15 protein-coding genes and 1 pseudogene are annotated in these 19951 nt (G+C 74.0%); 9 read left to right on the top strand and 7 right to left on the bottom strand.

Annotated features, from left to right (window positions below):
* Nucleotides 1-102: 102 nt before the first annotated feature.
* Nucleotides 103-1818 (top strand): pectate lyase-like domain-containing protein, encoded by a 1716-nt coding sequence (locus tag LV78_RS18310; RefSeq protein WP_253846474.1) that lies wholly within the window; start codon nt 103-105, stop codon nt 1816-1818.
* Nucleotides 1819-1868: 50 nt separating this feature from the next.
* On the opposite strand, the gene LV78_RS18305 is transcribed toward LV78_RS18310, so the two are convergent.
* Nucleotides 1869-2990: a DUF418 domain-containing protein gene (locus LV78_RS18305; protein ID WP_253846473.1), complete on the bottom strand. Its 1122-nt coding sequence runs from the start codon at nt 2988-2990 to the stop codon at nt 1869-1871.
* A 229-nt stretch (nt 2991-3219) separates the two neighbouring features.
* Here LV78_RS18305 and urtA point away from each other — a divergent pair, with 229 nt between their 5' ends.
* From urtA to urtE, 5 genes are read left to right on the top strand one after another with little or no spacing between them, the layout of a single operon-like run.
* Nucleotides 3220-4434 (top strand): urea ABC transporter substrate-binding protein, encoded by a 1215-nt coding sequence (gene urtA, locus LV78_RS18300; protein WP_253846472.1) that lies wholly within the window; start codon nt 3220-3222, stop codon nt 4432-4434.
* Nucleotide 4435: 1 nt separating this feature from the next.
* The gene (gene urtB, locus LV78_RS18295) at nt 4436-5344 is read left to right on the top strand and encodes an urea ABC transporter permease subunit UrtB (RefSeq protein WP_253846471.1); all 909 of its coding nucleotides are present in this window, start codon (nt 4436-4438) and stop codon (nt 5342-5344) included.
* Entirely contained in the window at nt 5341-6462 is a 1122-nt protein-coding gene (gene urtC, locus LV78_RS18290; RefSeq protein WP_253846470.1) for an urea ABC transporter permease subunit UrtC, read from the top strand. Before urtB ends, urtC begins: the two co-directional genes overlap by 4 nt.
* Nucleotides 6459-7205: an urea ABC transporter ATP-binding protein UrtD gene (urtD, locus tag LV78_RS18285; RefSeq protein WP_253846469.1), complete on the top strand. Its 747-nt coding sequence runs from the start codon at nt 6459-6461 to the stop codon at nt 7203-7205. The genes urtC and urtD overlap by 4 nt, the downstream gene beginning before the upstream one ends.
* Nucleotides 7205-7915 carry an urea ABC transporter ATP-binding subunit UrtE gene (gene urtE / locus LV78_RS18280; protein ID WP_253846468.1) on the top strand — a complete coding sequence of 237 codons (711 nt, stop codon included), beginning with the start codon at nt 7205-7207 and terminating at the stop codon, nt 7913-7915. The genes urtD and urtE overlap by 1 nt, the downstream gene beginning before the upstream one ends.
* 31 nt (nt 7916-7946) lie before the next feature.
* Here the strand turns inward: urtE and LV78_RS18275 are convergent, their stop codons facing one another.
* Both LV78_RS18275 and LV78_RS18270 read right to left on the bottom strand, forming a co-directional pair.
* The gene (locus LV78_RS18275; protein WP_253846467.1) at nt 7947-9071 is read right to left on the bottom strand and encodes a DUF6923 family protein; all 1125 of its coding nucleotides are present in this window, start codon (nt 9069-9071) and stop codon (nt 7947-7949) included.
* Nucleotides 9068-9826 (bottom strand): bestrophin-like domain, encoded by a 759-nt coding sequence (locus LV78_RS18270; protein WP_253846466.1) that lies wholly within the window; start codon nt 9824-9826, stop codon nt 9068-9070. The genes LV78_RS18275 and LV78_RS18270 overlap by 4 nt, the downstream gene beginning before the upstream one ends.
* Before the next feature lie 401 nt (nt 9827-10227).
* Between LV78_RS18270 and LV78_RS18265 the strand changes: the two genes are divergently transcribed.
* On the top strand, nt 10228-10683 hold the full coding sequence (locus tag LV78_RS18265; protein ID WP_253846465.1) for a hypothetical protein: 456 nt from the start codon (nt 10228-10230) through the stop codon (nt 10681-10683).
* Here LV78_RS18265 and LV78_RS18260 read toward each other — a convergent pair.
* Complete coding sequence (locus LV78_RS18260) at nt 10658-12631, bottom strand: NB-ARC domain-containing protein (protein ID WP_253846464.1); 1974 nt, start codon at nt 12629-12631, stop codon at nt 10658-10660. The two genes, LV78_RS18265 and LV78_RS18260, sit on opposite strands and share 26 nt — an antisense overlap.
* 350 nt (nt 12632-12981) lie before the next feature.
* Between LV78_RS18260 and LV78_RS18255 the strand changes: the two genes are divergently transcribed.
* The gene (locus tag LV78_RS18255; protein WP_253846463.1) at nt 12982-14652 is read left to right on the top strand and encodes a glycoside hydrolase family 27 protein; all 1671 of its coding nucleotides are present in this window, start codon (nt 12982-12984) and stop codon (nt 14650-14652) included.
* A 329-nt stretch (nt 14653-14981) separates the two neighbouring features.
* Nucleotides 14982-17072 (top strand): choice-of-anchor P family protein, encoded by a 2091-nt coding sequence (locus tag LV78_RS18250; protein ID WP_253846462.1) that lies wholly within the window; start codon nt 14982-14984, stop codon nt 17070-17072.
* Nucleotides 17073-17203: 131 nt separating this feature from the next.
* Here the strand turns inward: LV78_RS18250 and LV78_RS18245 are convergent, their stop codons facing one another.
* From LV78_RS18245 to LV78_RS18235, 3 genes and pseudogenes are all read right to left on the bottom strand, one after another.
* A complete protein-coding gene (locus LV78_RS18245; RefSeq protein ID WP_253846461.1) occupies nt 17204-17926 on the bottom strand; it encodes a hypothetical protein in 723 nt (240 codons plus the stop codon).
* 375 nt (nt 17927-18301) lie between these two features.
* Nucleotides 18302-18733 (bottom strand): annotated as a pseudogene (gene rnhA, locus LV78_RS18240) (ribonuclease HI); the annotation flags it as partial.
* A gap of 70 nt (nt 18734-18803) precedes the next feature.
* Nucleotides 18804-19562 (bottom strand): MHYT domain-containing protein, encoded by a 759-nt coding sequence (locus tag LV78_RS18235; protein WP_253846460.1) that lies wholly within the window; start codon nt 19560-19562, stop codon nt 18804-18806.
* Between the last annotated feature and the right edge of the window lie 389 nt (nt 19563-19951).

Genomic DNA, 19951 nt, shown 5'->3' with positions numbered 1-19951 from the left:
CCGAACCACCACCTGACCGCACGACCCACCACGGCACGGGGCCACGGCCCACGCGCCCGAACCGCGCACACCGCAGTGCCGGACCCGTGACGCCGAGGCCCCGTGCGCCCGGCGGACCGCGCTCCCGGCCGAGCCGGGGAGGTCACCGCCATCACCAGCGATCCGCGCTCCCCGGACCTCGGCCCGAACGTCCTCCTCCTGCGGCCCGGCCAGCCCGACGCGCAGGAGCTGGTCGACGAGATCACCCGCGCGCGGCGCACCGACCAGTTCGGCGAGTCCAGGCACGCGGTCCTGCTCCTGCCCGGCGCCCACCGCCTCGACGTGGACGTGCGCTTCTACACCCAGGTCGCCGGTCTCGGCGCGCTCCCCGACGACGTGGTCGTCGAGGGCCGCGTGCGGGTCGAGGCGGACTGGCTCTCCCAGCTCGACGACCCGACCGGGTCCGGCAACGCGACGCAGAACTTCTGGCGCGGCGCGGAGAACCTGAGCGTCACCCCGCCACCGGGGCAGGTCGAGCGCTGGGCGGTCTCGCAGGCAGCGGCGTACCGCAGGATGCACCTGCGCGGGCCGGTGGAGCTGTGGGACGGCGGCGTCGGCTGGGCGTCCGGCGGGGTGATCGCGGACAGCCGGATCGACGGCCTGGTGGACTCCGGCACGCAGCAGCAGTTCCTGACCCGCAACAGCGAGCTGGGCGCGGGGTGGCGCGGGGCGTCGTGGAACATGGTCTTCGTCGGCACGCGCGGAGCGCCCGAGCACTCCTACCCCGATCCCCCGCGCACCACCGTGGAGACGACGCCGGTGGTGCGGGAGAAGCCGTTCTTGTTCGTGGCGGACGGGGAGTTCCGGGTCTTCCTGCCCGCGCTGCGGCGTGGTTCGGCGGGCACGAGCTGGGGTTCCGGTTCCGCCGAGGGCACGTCGCTGTCGCTGGCGGAGTTCTTCGTGGTGCGGCCGGGGACGCCGGTCGCGGTGGTCAATTCCGAGCTGGAGCGGGGAAAGCACCTGTTGCTGACGCCGGGTGTGCACCGCTTGGACGGCACGATCGTGGTGCGGCGACCGGGAACCGTGGTGCTGGGCCTCGGCTTGGCGACGCTGACCAGCGAGACCGGTGGTCCGGTGCTGGTGACGGCGGACGTGGACGGCGTGCGGCTGGCCGGTTTCCTGGTGGACGCGGGTCGCGCCGGGTCTCCCGTGCTGCTCCAGGTAGGCGAGCCCGGTTGCCGTGGCTCGCACGCGGAGGACCCGACTTCGCTGCACGACGTGTACCTGCGCGTGGGCGGCCCGTGGGCCGGGCGGGCCGAGGTGAGCTTGGAGGTCAACAGCTCGGACGTGCTGATCGACCACACGTGGGCCTGGCGCGCCGACCACGGCGAGGGCGTGGGCTGGGACGTGAACCCGGCGCGGGACGGCGTGGTGGTGAACGGCGACCGGGTGGTGGCGCACGGGTTGTTCACCGAGCACTACCAGCGGCACAGCCTGCTGTGGAACGGCGAGGCGGGGCGGGTGTACTTCTTCCAGAACGAGCTGCCCTACGACCGCGACGGTGACGAGCGGGGGTGGCCGGGGTACAAGGTGGCGGAGGGGGTCCGCGACCACCGGGCGTGGGGGCTGGGGGTGTACTGCTTCAACGAGGCCGATCCGGGGGCGGTGACGGACGCCGCGTTCGAGGTGCCGGACGGGCCGGGGGTTCGGTTGACTAGCTTGGTGGCGGTGTCGTTGGGCGGGGTCGGGACGATCGCCAGCGTGGTGAACGGGGTTGGTGGGGCGGCGGACTCGGCGCGGTTCGTCAGCCGGGTGGAGCGGTATCCGGCGGGTGGGTGAGGGGCGACGGATCTTCCCCGCACACACGGGGTGGTCCCGTAAAAACTCCCCTACCGCCCAGTCAACAACCGCTGCGGCCCCCGGTGCGCCCGGTTCCACAGCTCCTCCACCGGCCCCCGCTCGAACCGCGCCATCCACCACGACGCGCACACCACCAGCACCCCCGACACCACCACCCACACCCCCACCACGAACGGCACCCCCAGGTGCGCGTACCGCCCCGCCAACCCGAACCCCCAGTCGTAGCACAGCACCGACGCGATCAAGTTCTGCCCGATGTAGCAGCTCAACGCGCTCCGCCCCACCGCCGTGATCCCCCGCCGCACCCGCCCGGCCTCCGCCCTCCCCCGCAGCACCAGCTCCACGACCAGCCCCAACAACCCGAACGCCACCACCGGCGCGCACACGTACCGGTCCACCAGCGGCAACGCCCCGCCCACCAGCGTGGTCCCCAGGTTCAGCGGCGCCCCCGCCCCCAGCCCGACCCACATCAACCGCCGCCGCACCCGGCGCCCGCGCTCCGAGTCCTCCAGCGCCCCCTCGTCCAGCAGCAGCGCCCCCGCCAGGAACAGCACCGCGCTCAGCGGGATCGCCAGCACCGCCTCCACCCGGTACACCGCGAAGTGCTCCCACCGGCCCACGACCTGCGCCACCCAGCTGGACGTGTCGGTCGGCAGCCCGGAAGCGCCCCCGACGTCACCGGAGAACACCGCCAGCGCCGCCGTCAGCACCCCGACCACCACCAGGTGCGCCACCAGCGCCCCGACCATCCACCGCCGCACCGACCGCGCGCCCCGCCCCACGACGTACGCCACCCCCACCGACACCACCGCGTAGTACATGAGCACGTCGAACTCGAACAGCAGCGTGTAGTGCAGCAACCCCTCCACCAGCAGCAGCGCCGACCGCCACAGGTACCACCCCGGCCACCGCTCCCCCCTCCGCACCGCCGACCGGTGCTGGAGCGCGACCCCGATCCCGAACAGGATCGACAGCAGCCCCAGGAACTTGCCGTTGCTCACCGCCCGCAGCAGCGCCTCCCCGACCGATCCCCCGCCGGTCAGGAACGACGCCGGTCCGTCCGGCGACGCGAAGATCCACACGTTGGTGCCGAGCGTCCCCAGGATCGCCACACCGCGCAGCACGTCGAGCGCGCTGATCCGCCCCGTCATCACGTCCACCCCCCAAAAAAAGCCTGCGGGACGACGCTAGGACCGGGCACCCGCCCACCGCGTCGGCAGACCGTGCCACCTCCCCCTCCTCCCTTGGTAGGACGGGAACCCCCGCCTTCGCGGTCCCGGAGCGGTGCGGGGCTCGCCACACTCCCGTAACCGGGCGATCGCTCAGCGCAACATCGGCTTCCTAGCTTCGAGGGGTTCCACCTGCCGAAAGGAGCCGCTGGTGCGATCCAGAACCCTTCGACGTGGTGCCGCGACCCTCTCCCTCCTCCTCCTCGCCACCGGGTGCGTCAACGACCCGACCGCCGGGGGCAGCACGAGCGCGAACGAGATCCGCGTGGGCGTGCTGCACTCGCTCAGCGGCACGATGGCCATCAGCGAGGTGACCGTCCGGGACGCCGAGCTCCTCGCGGTCGAGCAGCTCAACGCCGCGGGCGGGGTGCTGGGCAAGAAGGTGGTGCCGGTGGTGGAGGACGGCGCCTCGGACTGGCCCACGTTCGCCGAGAAGGCCCAGAAGCTCATCTCGCAGGACCGGGTGGCCGCCGTGTTCGGCGGGTGGACCTCCGCCAGCCGCAAGGCGATGCTGCCGGTGTTCGAGCGCAACAAGGCGCTGCTCTGGTACCCGGTGCAGTACGAGGGGCTGGAGAGCTCGCCGTACATCTTCTACACCGGCGCGACCACCAACCAGCAGATCGTCCCGGCGCTGGACTACCTCGCCGTGCAGGGGAAGAAGAGCCTGTTCCTGGTCGGCAGCGACTACGTGTTCCCGCGCACCGCCAACAAGATCATCAAGGCGTACGCGACCGCGCGGGGGATCGAGGTGCTCGGCGAGGAGTACACGCCGCTGGGGCACACCGAGTACAGCACCGTGGTCAACAAGATCGCCGACGCGCGGCCGGACGCGGTGTTCAACACGCTCAACGGGGACAGCAACGTGGCGTTCTTCAAGCAGCTGCGCGGATCCGGCGTCACCCCGGAGCGCACGCCGGTGGTGTCGGTGAGCGTCGCCGAGGAGGAGGTGCGCGGCATCGGACCGGAGAACGTCGCCGGGCACCTGGTGGCGTGGAACTACTACCAGACCACGGACACCGCGGCGAACAGCGAGTTCGTCCGGGCGTACCAGGGGAAGTACGGCGCCGACAAGGTCACCTCGGACCCGATGGAGGCCGGGTACAACGCGGTGAAGCTGTGGGCCGCTGCCGTGACGGCGGCCGGGACCACCGAGGTCGAGGCGGTGCGCAAGGCCGCCGGGGGCATCGCGGTCGACGCGCCCGAGGGCCGCACCACGATCGACGGGGCGACCCAGCACGTGGCGAAGACCGCGCGGATCGGCGTGGTGAGGCCGGACGGGCAGATCGAGCAGGTGTGGGCCTCGGACGGCCCGATCGCGCCGGACCCGTACCTCAAGGGGTACCCGTGGGCCTCGGGGCTGGGCTGACGTGGCCGGGACCGACGGGGCCGGGGTCGGCCTGACCGCGCTGGCGAACCAGCTGCCCGTGGGGCTGAGCACGGCCGCCGTGCTGCTGCTCGCGGCGCTGGGGCTGACGTTCACCTTCGGCCAGATGGGCGTGGTGAACATGGCGCACGGCGAGTTCGTGATGGCGGGCGCGTACACCGCCTACCTGGTGCAGGGCGCGCTCGGCGGTTCGGCGTTCCTGCTGTCGCTTCCGGTCGCGTTCGTGGTGGCCGGGCTGCTCGGGCTGGTGCTGGAGCGGTCGCTGGTGCGGCACTTCTACGGCCGCCCGCTGGACACGCTGCTGCTCACCTGGGGCGTGAGCCTGGTGCTCCAGCAGGTGGCGCGGGACGTGTTCGGCGCGCCCAACGTGCAGGTGGTGTCGCCGTCGTGGCTCGCGGGCGGGGTGGAGCTGCTGGGCGTCCGGCTGCCGCACAACAGGTTGTTCATCATCGGGCTGGCGGCGCTGTGCGCGGTCGGCGTGTGGCTGTACCTGGCGAAGCTGCCGCAGGGCAGGCGGGTGCGGGCGGTGGTGCAGAACCGGGAGCTGGCGGCGTGCAGCGGCATCGCGACCGGGCGGGTGGACCGGGGCACGTTCCTGCTCGGGTCCGGGCTGGCCGGGGTCGCCGGGGTGGCGCTCACCCTGGTCGGCCCGGTCGGACCGACGCTGGGCGGGGCGTACCTGGTGGACGCGTTCCTGGTCGTGGTCGCGGGTGGGCTCGGGCAGTTGCGCGGGGCGGTGCTCGCGGCGGTGGCGCTCGGGTTCCTGAACAGCTTCCTGGAGCTCTACACCGACGCGAGCCTGGCCAAGGTGCTGGTGCTGGCGGCGGTGATCGTGTTCCTCCAGTTCCGGCCGCAGGGCATGTTCGTGCTGCGCGGGAGGTCGTTGGCATGAGCGGGATGAGTCAAGCGGGACAAGGGTTCTCGCGGTTTCCCCGGTTGTCGCAGCTCGCGCTGCCGCGGCTCGCGCTGCCGCTGTGCGCGGTGCTGCTGGCGGTGGCGCCGCTGGTGCTGTCGCCGTTCCGGCTCGGCCTGCTGGCGAAGTACCTGTGCTTCGCGATCGTCGCCGTCGGCATCGCGGTGGCGTGGGGGCGCGGCGGGATGCTCGTGCTGGGGCAGGGCGTGTTCTTCGGGCTCGGCGGTTACGCCGTGGGAATGCACCTGAAGCTGGCCGAGGCCGGACCGGGCGGGCTGCCGGACTTCATGGTGTGGAGCGGGGTCGAGGAGCTGCCCGCGCTGTGGGCGCCGTTCGCGAACCCGGTGTTCGCGCTCGCCGCCGTGGTGCTGCTGCCCGGCGCGGTCGCGTTCTGCCTGGGGCTGCTGGTGTTCCGGCGGCGGGTGCGGGGCGCGCACTTCGCGATCCTGTCCCAGGCGCTGGCCGCCGCGTTCGTGCTCCTGCTGGTCGGGCGGCAGGGGGTGACCGGCGGGACGAACGGGCTGACGAACTTCAGCTCGTTCTTCGGGCTGGACCTGACCGCCCAGGCCGGGCAGCGCGCCGTGTACTGGATCACCGCCGCCGCGCTGGTGGTGGTGATCCTGGTGGCGCGGTGGGTGGTGCGCGGGCCGTTCGGGCGGCTGCTGGTGGCGGTGCGCGACAACGAGGACCGGGTGCGGTTCCTCGGGTACGACCCGGCGCTGGTGAAGACGCTGGTGTTCACCGGGTCCGCCGTGGTCGCGGGGATCGGGGGCGCGCTGTTCGTGCCGGTGGTCGGGATCATCTCGCCCGCGCTGCTCGGGGTCGTGCCGTCGCTGGAGCTGCTGGTCGGGGTCGCGGTGGGCGGGCGGTTCTCGCTGGCGGGCGCGGTGCTCGGGGCGATCGCGGTGAACTACGCGAAGACGGCGTTCAGCGAGGACTTCGCGGAGGGCTGGCTGTACCTGCAGGGCGGGTTGTTCGTGCTGGTGCTGGTGCTCGCGCCCCGAGGGCTGGCCGGGCTGGTCGAGCGCGGCCGGGAGCGGTGGGCGGCGCGGAGGTCCGAGGCGCCGGTCCGGCGCGGTGCGGGGGTGGCCGGGTGAGCGCGGCGCTGGAGGTGCGCGGGCTGCGGGTGGGCTTCGACGGGCACCCCGCCCTCGACGGGCTGGACCTGACCGTGCGGGCGGGCGAGCTGCGGTTCCTGATCGGCCCGAACGGCGCGGGCAAGACCACGCTGGTCGACGTGATCACCGGGTTGACCAGGCCGTCCTCGGGCAGCGTCCGGTTCGGCGGCCGGGAGCTGGTCGGCCTGCCGGAGCACCGGATCGCGCGGTTGGGCGTCGGGCGCACGTTCCAGGCGGCGGCGGTGTTCGAGGAGCTGACCGCGCTGGAGAACCTGGAGCTGGCCGCCGGGTTCCGCGCTCCCCTGCGCACCCTGCTGCGGCGCCCGCGCGGCCGTTCCGCCGAGGTGGGGGCAGCCCTGGAGACCACCGGGCTGACCGCGCTCGCGGACCGACCGGCCGGGGTGCTCTCGCACGGGCAGCGGCAGTGGTTGGAGATCGGGATGCTGCTGGTGCAGCGGCCGGGGTTGCTGCTGCTGGACGAGCCGGTCGCGGGCATGAGCCGGGACGAGCGGGAGCGCACCGGGGAGCTGCTGGCGGCGATCGCGGCCGAGCGCACGGTCGTCGTGGTGGAGCACGACATGGAGTTCCTGCGCCGGTACGCCGGGACGGTCACCGTGCTGCACCAGGGCCGGGTGCTGCGCGAGGGCGCGGTGGACGAGGTGCGGGCCGACCCGGTGGTGCGCGAGGTGTACCTGGGTCGCACCGGCGGGAGGGCGGCCTGATGCTCGAAGTGTCCGATGTGGACGTCCACTACGGACGGTCGCAGGTGCTGTTCGGCGTGAGCCTGGACGTGCCCGCCGGGTCGCTGGTGTGCGTGCTGGGGCGCAACGGGGTCGGGAAGACGACGCTGCTCAAGACCGTCGTCGGCCTGCTGCGCCCGACCTCGGGCTCGGTGCTGCTGGACGGCGTCGACCTCGCCGGGACCCCGGTGCACCGCAGGGTGCGCGCGGGGATCGCGCACGTGCCGCAGGGGCACGTGGTGTTCCCGCAGCTGACCGTCGCGGAGAACCTGCGGGTGGTCGCCGAGGCCGCTCCCGGCAAGGGCGCCCGCCCGAAGGGGGCAGGCGCGGTGGACGACGCGCTGTCGGTGTTCCCGGCGCTGGTCCCGCTGCTGCGGCGGCGGGCCGGGGTGCTGTCCGGCGGGCAGCGCCAGCAGTTGGCGATCGCGCGGGCGCTGGTGGCGCGCCCCCGGCTGCTGGTGCTGGACGAGCCGACCGAGGGCGTGCAGCCGTCCGTGGTCGACGAGATCGAGGCGGTGGTGCGGCGGCTGCACCGGGAGGTGGGGCTGACCGTGCTGCTGGTCGAGCAGCACGTGGACCTGGCGGCGCGGCTGGCGGACCGGTTCGTGCTGCTGGACGCGGGCGAGGTCGTGCGCTCCGGCGACGCGGCGGACCTGCGGGACGAGGAGGTGCGGCGGCTGCTGTCGGTGTGACCGGGCGCCCGTCCCCCGCGCGGGGGCGGGCCTACCTGGTGCGCCGGGACCCGACCTGCCTGGCCGCCGCCGCGCCGCCGAGCACGAGGATCAGCGCGACCAGTCCCCAGCGGCGCTGGTCGTCCACGGTGTGCCGCAACGGGTTCAGGCCCCCCGAGGCTGTGACGTCCTCGTCCCCGGTGCGCCGCTTCGGGTCCCGCACGGCGGGCTGGCCCTCCACGAGCTCCTCCTCCGGCGCGGGCTGCGCCGTCGGCGCGGACGAGGGAGCGGGGGCCGGGCTCGGGCTCGGCGCGGGTCGGGGCGCGGGTGGCGCGGGCACGACCGGGGCCTGCGCGACGGGCGGCTGCGGCGCGGGCTCCCCCGCCGGTGGCTGCTGCGGCGGCACCTGGGGCCGGGGCTGCTGCGGCTGGGGCCTGGGCGGGTTGCGCACGACCAGGCAGCCGGACGCGTCGAGCGTGCTGAACGCGACCCGCGCGCCCAGCTCGACCACCGTCCCGGTGCCGTCCAGCGCCACCCGGAACTGCCTGCTGCGCTTGCCGGTCGCGTCCCGGTTGGCGGTGGCGTAGAGCGCGCCGTCCGGCCCGAGCACGACCGAGCCGTAGCTGGTCATCCCCGGCGGCAGCGGGCCCGTTCCCGGCGCGGGCCGCACGTCGCCGGTGGCCGGGTCGACCCGCACCACCTTGCCGACGCCGCGCGAGTCCACCACGACCCCGTAGAGCAGGCCGTCCGCCGGGTTGAGGTCGAAGTCGTTGAGGGTCAGCCCGGTGGTGGCCAGCCGGGTCTCGTCCACGACCAGCAGGTAGTCGGGGCTGGTCGGGTCGATGTCCACGGCCAGCAGCTGCAACCCGGAGCGCACCACGAGCCGGTCGCCGACGACCACGCCCGAGGTCGCGCCGCGCAGCAGGTCGGACTGGCTGGGGCGCAGCGGGACCCGCGCGCCGCGCCGGTCGAACGCGAGCACGCGCCCGTCCGCGTCGACGCCGTAGACCAGGTCCTGCGCGGTGGAGTAGCCGATCGCGGTGACCCGGACGTCCAGCACCCCCAAGGCGGAGACCGCGCCGGTGGGCAGCTCGATGCTGACCACCGAGGACGGCCCGAGCTCCAGCGCCTCGACCTGGATCGAGGCGCACACCGCCAGCACGACCTGCTCTATCACGCCAACCGCTCCACGGCGGCCTGGAACGCGTCCGGCCCGACGTCCGCGCCCCCGTCGAACGGGTTCTGCAGCTGGTAGGTGGCGAACAGCAGCAGCGCCATGGCTGCGGCGAGGGTGCTGACGATGACGACGTGCGTGCGCACCAGCGGGCCGCCGAACAGCAGCGGCATCGCCAGGGACAGCGCGGTGCCGAGCGCGAGGGTGAACCAGATGACGGAGCTGACGCGCCCGCTGGCCGCGTCGAGCCGCTCCTGGCGGGCCTCGTAGACGGCCCAGAGCTTGCGGGTGGCCTCGGTCTTGCGGTCGACCTGCCAGTCGTCGGTGGTCGGCGCGGCGGCCACGACCTTGCGCATCTGGTCGAGGGTGGCCCAGCCGGAGGAGTCGACGGACGCGCCGGTGCGCATCACCGGCCACTCCTCGTCGGCGACGGTCATGGCGTAGTGGCGGGCCAGCTCGCGCACCTCGGCGCCCGCGTCCGGGGAGAGCGCGTCGCTGGCCCAGGTGGCGGCGACCAGGCTGTCGGCCTCGGTGAACGCGCCGTCGCCCGCGCTGGTCACGCCGTCGAACAGGGCGATGAGGACGAACGCCACGAGCACGGCGTGCAGGCCGCCGACGATGGTGAAGACCTGGCCCGCGGCCTCGTTGTTCTCGGCACGGCCCTCGTCGGCGCCGAAGCGGCGGATGAGGTAGGCCAGCAGCGCGGCGGCCACGGCCGCTCCGCCGACCCACAGGAAGCCCGTGATGTAGACCGACATCTCGTCCTCTCGCCGTCGAGCCGGCGGGGGCGTTGGGCTGCCCGCGTTCTCCCCGACCCGTTCGTCCCGGAATGTAGTGAGCGGCGAGAACGGGGGACAAGATCGTTCATCCGGGCGATGAGGAATGTCGTTCGCGCAGGTGACGGGGGTGGGTTGCGGCCGGCTCAGGGCCGCAGGAATGCGGTTTCAGGTGACACTCTGCGGTGGTTTTGCATTCTGCGGGGTGAAAAAACGATCACGCGGCGCAGTTGTTGCTGGGTGCGGGCGCCGGGTCGTCGCCGGGGCGCGTTCGGCGGTGTTCGCCGGTGTTCGCGCCGGGACCGCTCCCGACCGCGCCGGGCGCAGGGTTCGGGGCGCGTCCCCGGAGCGGCCGGGGCGCTCGGAGGGGATCGGTGGTTGCCATGAAGAGGTTCCTCGGCGCGGCGCTGGCGTGCTCGGCGGCGGCGGTGGTCGGGCTGGCCGCGCCCGCGGCGGCGGCGGGCTCGTTCTACGCGCCCGCGCTGCCCTGGAGCACGTCCGGCGCGCCGAGCACGCCGTGGACCGCCTCGATCAACGAGTGCTTCGGCGGGAGCCGGTGCGGCGGGTCGGGCAGCGCGCTGACCGTGCAGACGCCGTCGACCTGGATCGGGGTGGTGGGGGTGCGGGCGCACGACCGGGTCGGCGACACCACCAAGGCCACGCTGTTCGTGCTGGTGGACGGGGTTCCCGCAGGCGGCGGGGTGGACGTGAAGGCGGCCGGGGAGACGCACTACTTCCCGGTCGGCCGGGTGGGGTCGGAGATCCGGCTGGTGGCGGCGGCGTCACCCGGCCACTGGTCGGACGAGGTCGTGGTCACCGGGGTGCTGGTGACGCCGTGAGGCCGGGCTCGCCCAGCTCGACCGCGTAGGCGCGCAGCAGCCCGTGCATGGTGAACCGGTCCCCACCGCCGCGCCGGAGCAGGTGCGCGCGGGCGAGCGCGTCGAGCAGCTCGGCGGCCCGCCGCGCCGTGGTGCCCGCGGCCTCGGCCAGCGCGCGCGGGTCGACCCGGCGGCCCAGGCGGGCGCCGACGACGTGGAAGGCCCGCACCGCCTCGGGCGGCAGGTGGCGCAGCGACCAGGAGAGCACCTCGCGCACGTCGGTGCGCCGGTCGGCGGCGGTGGCGAGCAGGTCGAGCGGGGCGGCGGCCAGCGCGTCGGCGAGCGCGGCCGGGTCCCCGCCGGTGGCGAGCAGCCGCTCGGCGGCCAGGCGCAGCGCCAGCGGCAGTCCGCAGCACCGCACCGCGAGACGGCGGGCGGCGGCCGGGTCGGCGTCGAGGCGGCGGCCGGTGAGGGCGGCGAGCAGGGCGGTGGACTCGGCGAGGGGCAGCACGTCCAGGTCGAGCCTGCGCGCGCCGTGCCGGACCACCAGCCCGGCGGCGCTGTCCCGGCTGGTGACCACGACCAGGCAGCCGGGAACACCGGGCAGCAGCGGGCGCACCTGGTCGGCGTCGCGGGCGTTGTCGAGCACGATCAGGGCCCGCCGCCCGGCGAGCTCGGTGCGCAGCGCGGCGGAGGAGGCGGGCCCGGACGCGCCGAGGCTGCGCAGCAGCGCCCCGAGCGCGGCGCGGGCGGACAGGGGCCGCCCGACGTCGTAGCCGCGCAGGTCGAGGTAGAGGGTGCCGTCGGGGAAGTGGTGGCCGACGCGGTGCGCCCAGCGGACCACCAGCGCGGTCTTGCCGACCCCCGCAGGCCCGGAGACGACGACGATGCCGGGGGTGGGTGGGGCGGGCGGGGAAGTCGGGGCGGTCGCGGGAGCGGAGACGTCCGGGGCACGCGCGACGCCGAGGGCAGCCGGGGAGCCGGGGACCGCAGGGCAGCTCGGGCCACCGGGAACCACCGGACCGCCTGGGCCACCGAGGATCGTCGAACCGCACGCGGTGCCAGGAACCACCGGACCGCGCGGGCCACCGGGGGCGGCCGGGCCGCACCGGTCGCCGGGGACCGGACCGCGCGAGGCACCGGGAACCGGCGAGCCACACGCGGCACCGGACCCCACCGGACCGCGCACGGCAGCGAGAGCCGCCGGACCGCTCGTCGCGGCGAGGGTCGTCGAGCCGCTCGGAACACCGGGGACCCCCGCCCGGCACTCGGCGCCGAGGCCTTCCGGACGGCGCAGGTCACCGGGACTCGCCGGGCCGCTCGCGGCGGCGAGGACCGCCGAGCCGCCCGGACCGCCAGCCGCCACCGAACCACACGTGACGGCGGAAGCCACCGCGTCACCCGGAGCACCGAAGACCGCCGCCCCGCACGCAGCGGCGGGAAGCACCGCCGAACCGCACGAACCACCACGCGCCACCGAACCACCCAAGCCACCGGCCGCCGCCGACCCGCACCCGGCGCCAGCCGCCCCCACCCCACCCCGGTCGCCGGGAACCCCCGCCCCGCCCCCACCCCCTCCCCCGCCCAGCACCGCGTCGAGCTGCCCCATCTCCCCCACCCGCCCGACGAAAGCAGGCACCTCCGGCGGCAGTTCGCGCGGAACCCGGCGTTCCACCACCGCCCGGCGGCGGGTCTCCTCGACGTGGTCGCGGGCGGTGGCCAGGGCGCCCTGCTCCGCGGGCGTGGCCCCGAACAGCCTGGCCAGCTCGTCCAGCCGCTGCGTCGGCGGCAGGGCCGCGCCGGTCAGGTAGTCGGACACCGCGCCCACCGCGTAGCCGGTGCGCGCGGCGATCTGGCGGACCGTCAGCTGCGGCCCGCCGTGCCTGCGCGCGCAGCGCCTGCGCAGGTCGCGCAGCGCGGCGGCCAGGTGCGCGAGCCCGTCCGCGCCGGGCCGTGCGGGCGTTGCCACGGCGTTCCCCCTTCCCCCGCTGGCTCAGTCGCTCGCGGGCGTCCGGGTGTGATGCCCGTGTCGGGTGACGCCGGGAAAGCCCACCCGTCCGTGCGACCGGCCCACCCCCGTCGCACGGGTGCGGGAACGCGAAGTCCGATCGCGCGCGTCACGGGGGCCGCTCGACGCAACCCCTGCCACGTCCCGGCGGCGTGCCGCGTCAGCGTTCCGGAGCAGCGGGGCCGCTCGGGGGTTCGGCTGTTCGGTGATACTTCCGCGAACCCCGTTGTGCCCGACGGCCCCTAGCCCTGACGATCTTCCTCCCACGTTGGCGCACAACGGAGTCCACTGACGAGGGGGGCATCCAGACCATGCACCGAGCGCGCAAGCTGATCACCGGGGCCGTGCTGGCCCTGCTGGCCACCGGAACGGCGGTCCCGGCCTCGGCCGCACCCGCCACCGACACCGCCACCGCCGGGCAGCAGCCGTTAAGCGCCCCGCCCACCACCGGTTTCGACGGCGCGAGCATCCCGCGCGACCAGGTCGTCCCCATGCTGGACGACGGCGCGTCGCGGGTCCCGCCGATGGGGTTCAACAACTGGAACTCCTTCGGCTGCGACGTCACCGAAGAGCTGATCATGGCCACCGCGGACGTCTTCGTGTCCTCAGGCCTGAAGGACGCGGGCTACAAGTACGTCAACATCGACGACTGCTGGTCCCTGCGCGAGCGCGACGCGGGCGGCAACCTGGTGGCCGACCCGGTCAAGTTCCCCAAGGGCATCAAGCACGTCGCCGACTACGTGCACTCCAGGGGCCTGCTCCTGGGCCTGTACGGCGACGCTGGCACGCACACCTGCGCGGGCTACCCCGGCAGCCTCGGGCACGAGCAGCGCGACGCGGCGGCGTTCGCGGCCTGGGGCGTGGACTACCTGAAGTACGACAACTGCTTCAACCAGGGCATCGACGCCCGCCAGCGCTACACGACCATGCGGGACGCGCTGCTGGCCACCGGCAGGCGGATCGTGTTCAGCGTGTGCGAGTGGGGCGAGAACCAGCCGTGGACGTGGGCGCGCGACGTCGGGCACCTGTGGCGCACCACCCCGGACATCACCGACACGTGGGGCAGCGTGGTGGACATCTTCCACCGCAACGCCCCGCTGAACGACGCGGCGGGCCCCGGCGGCTGGAACGACCCGGACATGCTGGAGGTCGGCAACGGCGGCATGACCACCACCGAGTACCGCAGCCACTTCACGCTGTGGGCGCAGATGGCGGCCCCGCTGCTGATCGGCGCCGACCTGCGGGTGGCCACGCCGGAGACGATGGCGATCTACCTCAACCGGGGGTTGATCGCGGTCAACCAGGACCCGCTGGGCGTGCAGGCGCGTCCGGTGTCCTCGTCCGGGGCGCGGCACGTGCTGAGCAAGCCGCTGGCGAACGGCGACCGGTCGGTGGTGCTGTTCAACGAGGGCGGCGCCGAGGCGGTCGTCGGGACCTCGTTGCAGGCCATCGGGCTGCCCGGCGGCGGATCCACCGCGACGGACCTGTGGACCGGGGCGACCAGGCGGTTCACCGGGGTGATCACCGCGCGGGTGCCCGCGCACGGCGTGGTGGTGATGCGGATCAGGGCGGACTCGCCGCCGCCAGCCGGTGCGACGAACCTGGTCGGCGGGTCGTCGGGGCGCTGCCTGGACCTGCCGAACGGCCGGACCGGGGTGCAGGTCGCGCTGTGGGACTGCAACGGCGGGCCGAACCAGCAGTTCCGGCACACCCCGGCGGGTGAGCTGCGGGTTCAGGGCGAGCACTGCCTGGAGGCGTTCGCGAACGGCGCCGCCGAGGGCACCCGGGTCGTGACGTGGGAGTGCAACGGCGGGGCGAACCAGCGGTGGACGCGGCAGGCGTCCGGGCAGCTGGTGAACGCCGCGAGCGGGCTGTGCCTGGACGTGACGGCCGGGCACCTGCCGGAGAACAACCTCAACGGGTCGCCGATCGCGCTGTGGCGGTGCAACAGCGGGCCGAACCAGCGGTGGTCGCGGCAGTAGCGGCGGTCTTCCGGACGCGCACGGGTGGCGCTCCCCCCGAGGGGGCGGCGCCCGTGCGCGCTCCGCGTTCTCGGGCGGATCTCCCGGTGTCCCCCACCTGTGCGGGTGGATTTTTCAGTCGGAAAGATCCTAAAGGGACATTCGTCCACTGAGACGATGAGTGCGCTGAACCCAACCCTCCCAAGTGGATGGTCCGCGTCGCTGGACCGGGTGAGACCAGGGCCGCAGTCCTGTTACCTGCGGTTACTCACCTCTTAGAGTCGGCGTCCGATCAGTTCGTTTGCGTTTTCCTCATTGCGCGGACATCCACTGCGAGGGGAAGTGACGACGTGGTATCTCAACGCGGGGTCGGCGCGGTAGCGCTGGCGCTGGCCGGACTGCTGGTGGGTGGGGCATCGCCCGCACTGGCGGCCACGACCGGGAACCTGCCCGGCGGCACCGGCATCTCGGTCTCGATCACCGGGCCGACCCAGGGGGCCGTGCTCCCGCAGGGGGTCGCCACGATCACCGGAACGGCGTCGGTCGGCCTCGGCGTCCCGGTGGTGGACACGGCGCTCACCTACGTGGTGGACGCCTCCAGCAGCACCGGCAGCCCCTGCACGAACGCCCAGACGGTGCTCGACTGCGAGGTGGGCGCGGCGCGGGGGCTCAACCAGGTCGCCGCCGCGTCGCGGTCCGTGGTCGGCTCGGTGGGCGCGGTCGCGTTCGGCACGAAGGCCGCCATCGCCGACGTGGGCCCGGCGGCGGGCGACCAGCGGTTGACCGGCGCGGCCACCGACGCGAACAACAACGGGACCCCGGACGTGGAGGACGCGCTGGCGTCGATCCGCGCGGGCGGCGTCGACCGGTTCACCGCGCGGACCTTCTCGGCGGGCACCGACTACGTGCCCGCGCTGCTGGCCTCGAACACGGTCACGGCGGCGCAGACCCAGCGGCGCAAGATCGTGGTGTTCCTGTCCGACGGCTTCTCCGGCTCCAACGTGGGCGCGGCGGTCGCGGCGGCGGGGTCCGACGTGGACATCTACACCTTCGCGGTGGGCGCGGGCGCGAGCTGCGACGGCGTGAACTACGCGTCCAGCCTGCAGCGCGTCGCGGACGCGACCGGCGGCACGTGCACCGAGGTGCCGAACCCGGCCGCGCTGCCGAGCGTCGTGCCCAGCGTGATCAACTCGACGCTGACCGGGCTCGTGGTCAGCGTGGACGGCGGGCCGCAGATCCCGATCACCGCGCTGTCCGTCGCGGGCCTGCCGCAGACCGGGCCGACCCAGGTGAGCTGGTCGGTGCCGACGCCGCCGCTGACCGTGGGCGCGCACCGGGTGTGCGTGACCGCGAGCGGCAACGACGGCGGGGGTGACGGCAGCGTCACCGACTGCGTGAACGTGACCGTGCAGGCGCCGCCGGGGCTCACCCTGGGTGGTCCGTACACCACCGCCGAGGGCACGGCCGTGCCCGTCGGAGGGGCGCTGGTGACCCCGCCGGTCGGGCTGGTGACCACGCGCTGGACCGCGACGCCGCTGTCCGGCGTGAGCACCGGGGCCAGCTGCTCGTTCGCCAACCCGAACGCGATCAGCACCACCGTGACCTGCACCGACAACGGCGTGTGGACGTTGACCCTGACCGCGAACGACGGGGTGAACCCGCCGGTGACCGGGACGACCACGGTGACGGTGGCCAACGCGGTCCCGGTGGTGTCGGTGTCCACGTCGGGCGCCGCGCAGGCCGGGTCGGCCGTGACGGTGACCGGCACGATCACCGACCCCGGCGCGAACGACACGTTCACCTGCCGGATCGACTTCGGCGACGGGACCGTGGTGAACGGGACCGTGTCGGGGAGCACCTGCTCCGCGGCGCACGCGTACGGCTCGGTCGGGCAGTACACCGTGCGGGTGACGGCGACCGACGACGACGGCGGGGTGGGCACCGGCAGCACGACCACGGCGGCGTTCGCGCGGGCCGAGGCGTGGGGCCTGAGCGCGGCCGGGCTGATCACGCTGGCCAAGACGCCGTACTCGGCGTGCCCGCCGAACACCAACAACAGCACGCTGTCGCTCAACGTGGTGAACCTGCTGACGGTGGGCGCGGTCAACGCGAACTGCAACGTGGACGGCACCACCGGCACGACCACGGCGTTCAGCTCGGTGGCGGGCGGCAGCCTGCTGCTCGGGGCGATCACGATCGGCGCGGTGTCCTCGCAGTGCACGTCGACCGGTGACGGGCTGGCGGGGTCCTCGACGGTGGCCTCGATCAACGGGCAGATCGTCGGGTCCGCGACGGCGACGATCAACATCCTGGGCGTCGCGCAGATCTACGTGAACCAGACGGTGATCGGGTCGGACGGGTCGCTGACCCAGTACGCGGTCCGCGTGGTGACGCCGCTGGGTCAGGAGATCGTGGTGGCCGGGTGCCGGATCGGGTTCTGATCCGGCACGGGCGGCGAAGCGCTGGATGAGGACCCGGTCGGCCGACCGGTGAGCGCTCGGGGCGGGGGCGGGACGGGGATCTTCCCCGGACCGCCCCCGCCGCGCTGTTCAGGGTCGCTGGGCTGCGGTCGTCATCCCTCGGCGCCGGGTCCGCGCGCGGTCGCGCCACCCACCGGCGCGCCGTCCGAGGGCACGTCGCCCACCGGCGCGCCGTCCGAGGGCACGCCATCGGCGGGCACGTCCTCCACCCGCGCGTACAGCACCACCTCGTTGACCTCCAGCCGGTTGATCAGCCGCAGCGCGGCGACCACCCCGCTGCCCACCAGGCCCTCCTCCACCTCGCCGAACTCGAACTCGCCGAGCTCGCACCGGGACGCGCCCGCGCCGAGGAACCCGAACACGGCGGCCTTGTCGGCGGGCAGCGCCAGGGTGAGCAGGCAGCGGCGGACCCGGCGCAGCCGCACCCCGCCCGCCTCGTCGCCCAGCAGCAGCGCGTGCAGCAGGTCCTTGGCCTCGGCGAGCAGCACCTCGGCCAGCGGGGAGCGGTGCGCGGGCCCGATCAGCGGGCCGCCGGGGGCGGGTGGCGCGAGCAGGCAGCACTCGGCGTCCAGGCGCTCGGAGGTCCACGCGGTCAGCTGCGCGATCGCGTCGCCGAGGGTGCACCGGGTCAGCGGCAGGCTCGTCACCCGGTGCACGGGGGCCGCGACCAGGCCGAACCGGGGGGCGATCTCGCCGAGCAGCTGGTCGACCACCCACTCGTGGGGCTGGTCCAGCAACCTGGCGCGCAGTTCGGCGACGACGCGCGCGCCCACGTCCGCCTGCGCGCTGCGGACCAGGTCGTGCAGATCGGTCATGCCCCGACGCTAGTGATCCACCGACCGCGCCGAGCCGCCATCACCCGGTTGTGCGGTTGCGTTTCACCCCGCTGGCGGCAGGCCGCTCACCGGCCCCCCGGACACCCGGAACGGGGGCGATCCGCCCTGGTGGGGCCTCGGTCGACCCGGTTTCCGCCGGAACGCGGTCCCGGTGGGACATCGGTGCGCCGGGACGCGGCGCGGTGGGCGCGCACCCGGTTGCGGTCCACGCGGGGTCCGCCGGAGCGCGTCCCCGTCCCCCGGTCAGAACAGCCGGACCGAGGCCCGTTCCACAGCCAGGTCCGCCTGGGTGCTCGCCTGGCTCCGCTGGACCTCGGCGGCCAGCTCGGCGGCGGCGACCGGGTCGGCCTTCGCGGCCTCCACGGCTTCGAGCAGGCCGCGCTCGGCCAGCCGGTCGGCGCGCTCGTTGCCCTCGTCGCCCGCGTGGCCCTTGACCCACCGCCACTCGACCCGGTGCCGCGCGGCGGCCAGGTCCAGCGCGCGCCAGAGGTCGGCGTTCTTCACCGGCTCCTTGCCCTTGGTGAGCCAGCCCTTGGCCTTCCAGCCCTTGATCCACTGGGTGATGCCGTTGCGGACGTAGGTGCTGTCGGTGTGCAGCCGGACGACCGAGGGCCTGGTCAGGGCGTCGAGCGCGCGGATCGGGGCGGTCAGCTCCATGCGGTTGTTCGTGGTGACCCCGGCCTCGCCGCCGCACAGCTCGCGCTCGTGCGCGCCGTACCGGAGCAGCACGCCCCACCCGCCGGGGCCGGGGTTGGGGCGGCAGGCCCCGTCGGTGTAGATGTCCACGCCCGGATCGCTCACCCGGTCACTCTAACGACGGCCCCCGGCCGCCCGGTCCCCGAGCGCGGGCCGGGGGTCAGCGCACCACCCTGGCCCGCTCGCCGAAGGTGAAGTTCTCCGAGGTGAACAGCCGCCACAGCACCACCGAGACGATCAGGCCGCTGACCACGAACGCCGGGAAGACCAGGGAGAACACGTCGCTGCCGGTGGGCTCGGGCAGCGTGGCGTTCAGCTCGACCGAGGCCGCCGCCATGCCCGTGTGGTGCATCCCGGACACGGCGAGGCCCATCACCAGGCCTGCGGCGACGCAGGCCGACGCGGTGCGCACGACCACGGTGAACCACAGCGCGGCGGTGGCGGCGGCGATCGCGATGAGCACCGAGAGCACGACCAGCAGCGGGTTGTAGCTGAGCGTGCCCTTGAAGCTCACCGCGGCCATGCCGAGGTAGTGCATCCCGGCGACGCCCAGGCCCGCGACCGCGCCCGCGACCAGCAGCTTGGTCCGGCTGAACGGGGTCAGGGTGATCATCGCCAGCGCGCCGCCCATGACCGTGACGGCCAGCAGCGCGGACAGCGCGGTCAGCGGCGCGGAGAAGTAGCTGGTGGCGCCGGGGTGGAACTCCAGCATCGCCACGAAGTGCATGAGCCAGATGCCGACGCCGCCGATGGAGAACGCGGCGAGGACGGTCCAGACGACCTTGGCGCCCTCGGCCTGCTCGTGCCGGGCCCTTGCCATGCAGGACAGGCCGATGAGCGAGCCCACCACGGACACCACGTAGGACATGATCACGATCCACGGGCCCGAGGTGAAGTGCTGCATCGTTTCGTGGTTCACAGGTGCCGGTCCCGTCGTCGGTGCTGGGTGTGCTGTCCGTTAGTAACGCGCGCGCTCTTGCGCCACTAGTTCGGACTAACAGAAGTTCACCCACTTGAGATAATTAACGGAGTTTTAAATCCCCTGCGTAGCGCCATCGGCACGCAGCGCCACTACTCCGAGCGGCCCCCGCTGCGGCGATTCAAGATCAATTCAACTCGACCGGCGGAACCGGGCGCGCGAAATCATCCGAATAATCTTCGGACAATGGGGTTCGCGACGCGCCGAGAGGTCCCACCGGGGCGTGCCCGACCGGTCCCGGTGGGTAACGATCGTGGTCGGGGCCTCGACAACGACGGCACGTGCAACCGAGTGCAGCAGCGGCGAGCGCCGTTCACCGCGAGGCCGGT

It is taken from the genome of Actinosynnema pretiosum, assembly GCF_024171695.1.
In the GTDB taxonomy this organism is placed as follows: domain Bacteria; phylum Actinomycetota; class Actinomycetes; order Mycobacteriales; family Pseudonocardiaceae; genus Actinosynnema; species Actinosynnema pretiosum.
This window is presented reverse-complemented; position numbering and strand designations above follow the sequence as displayed.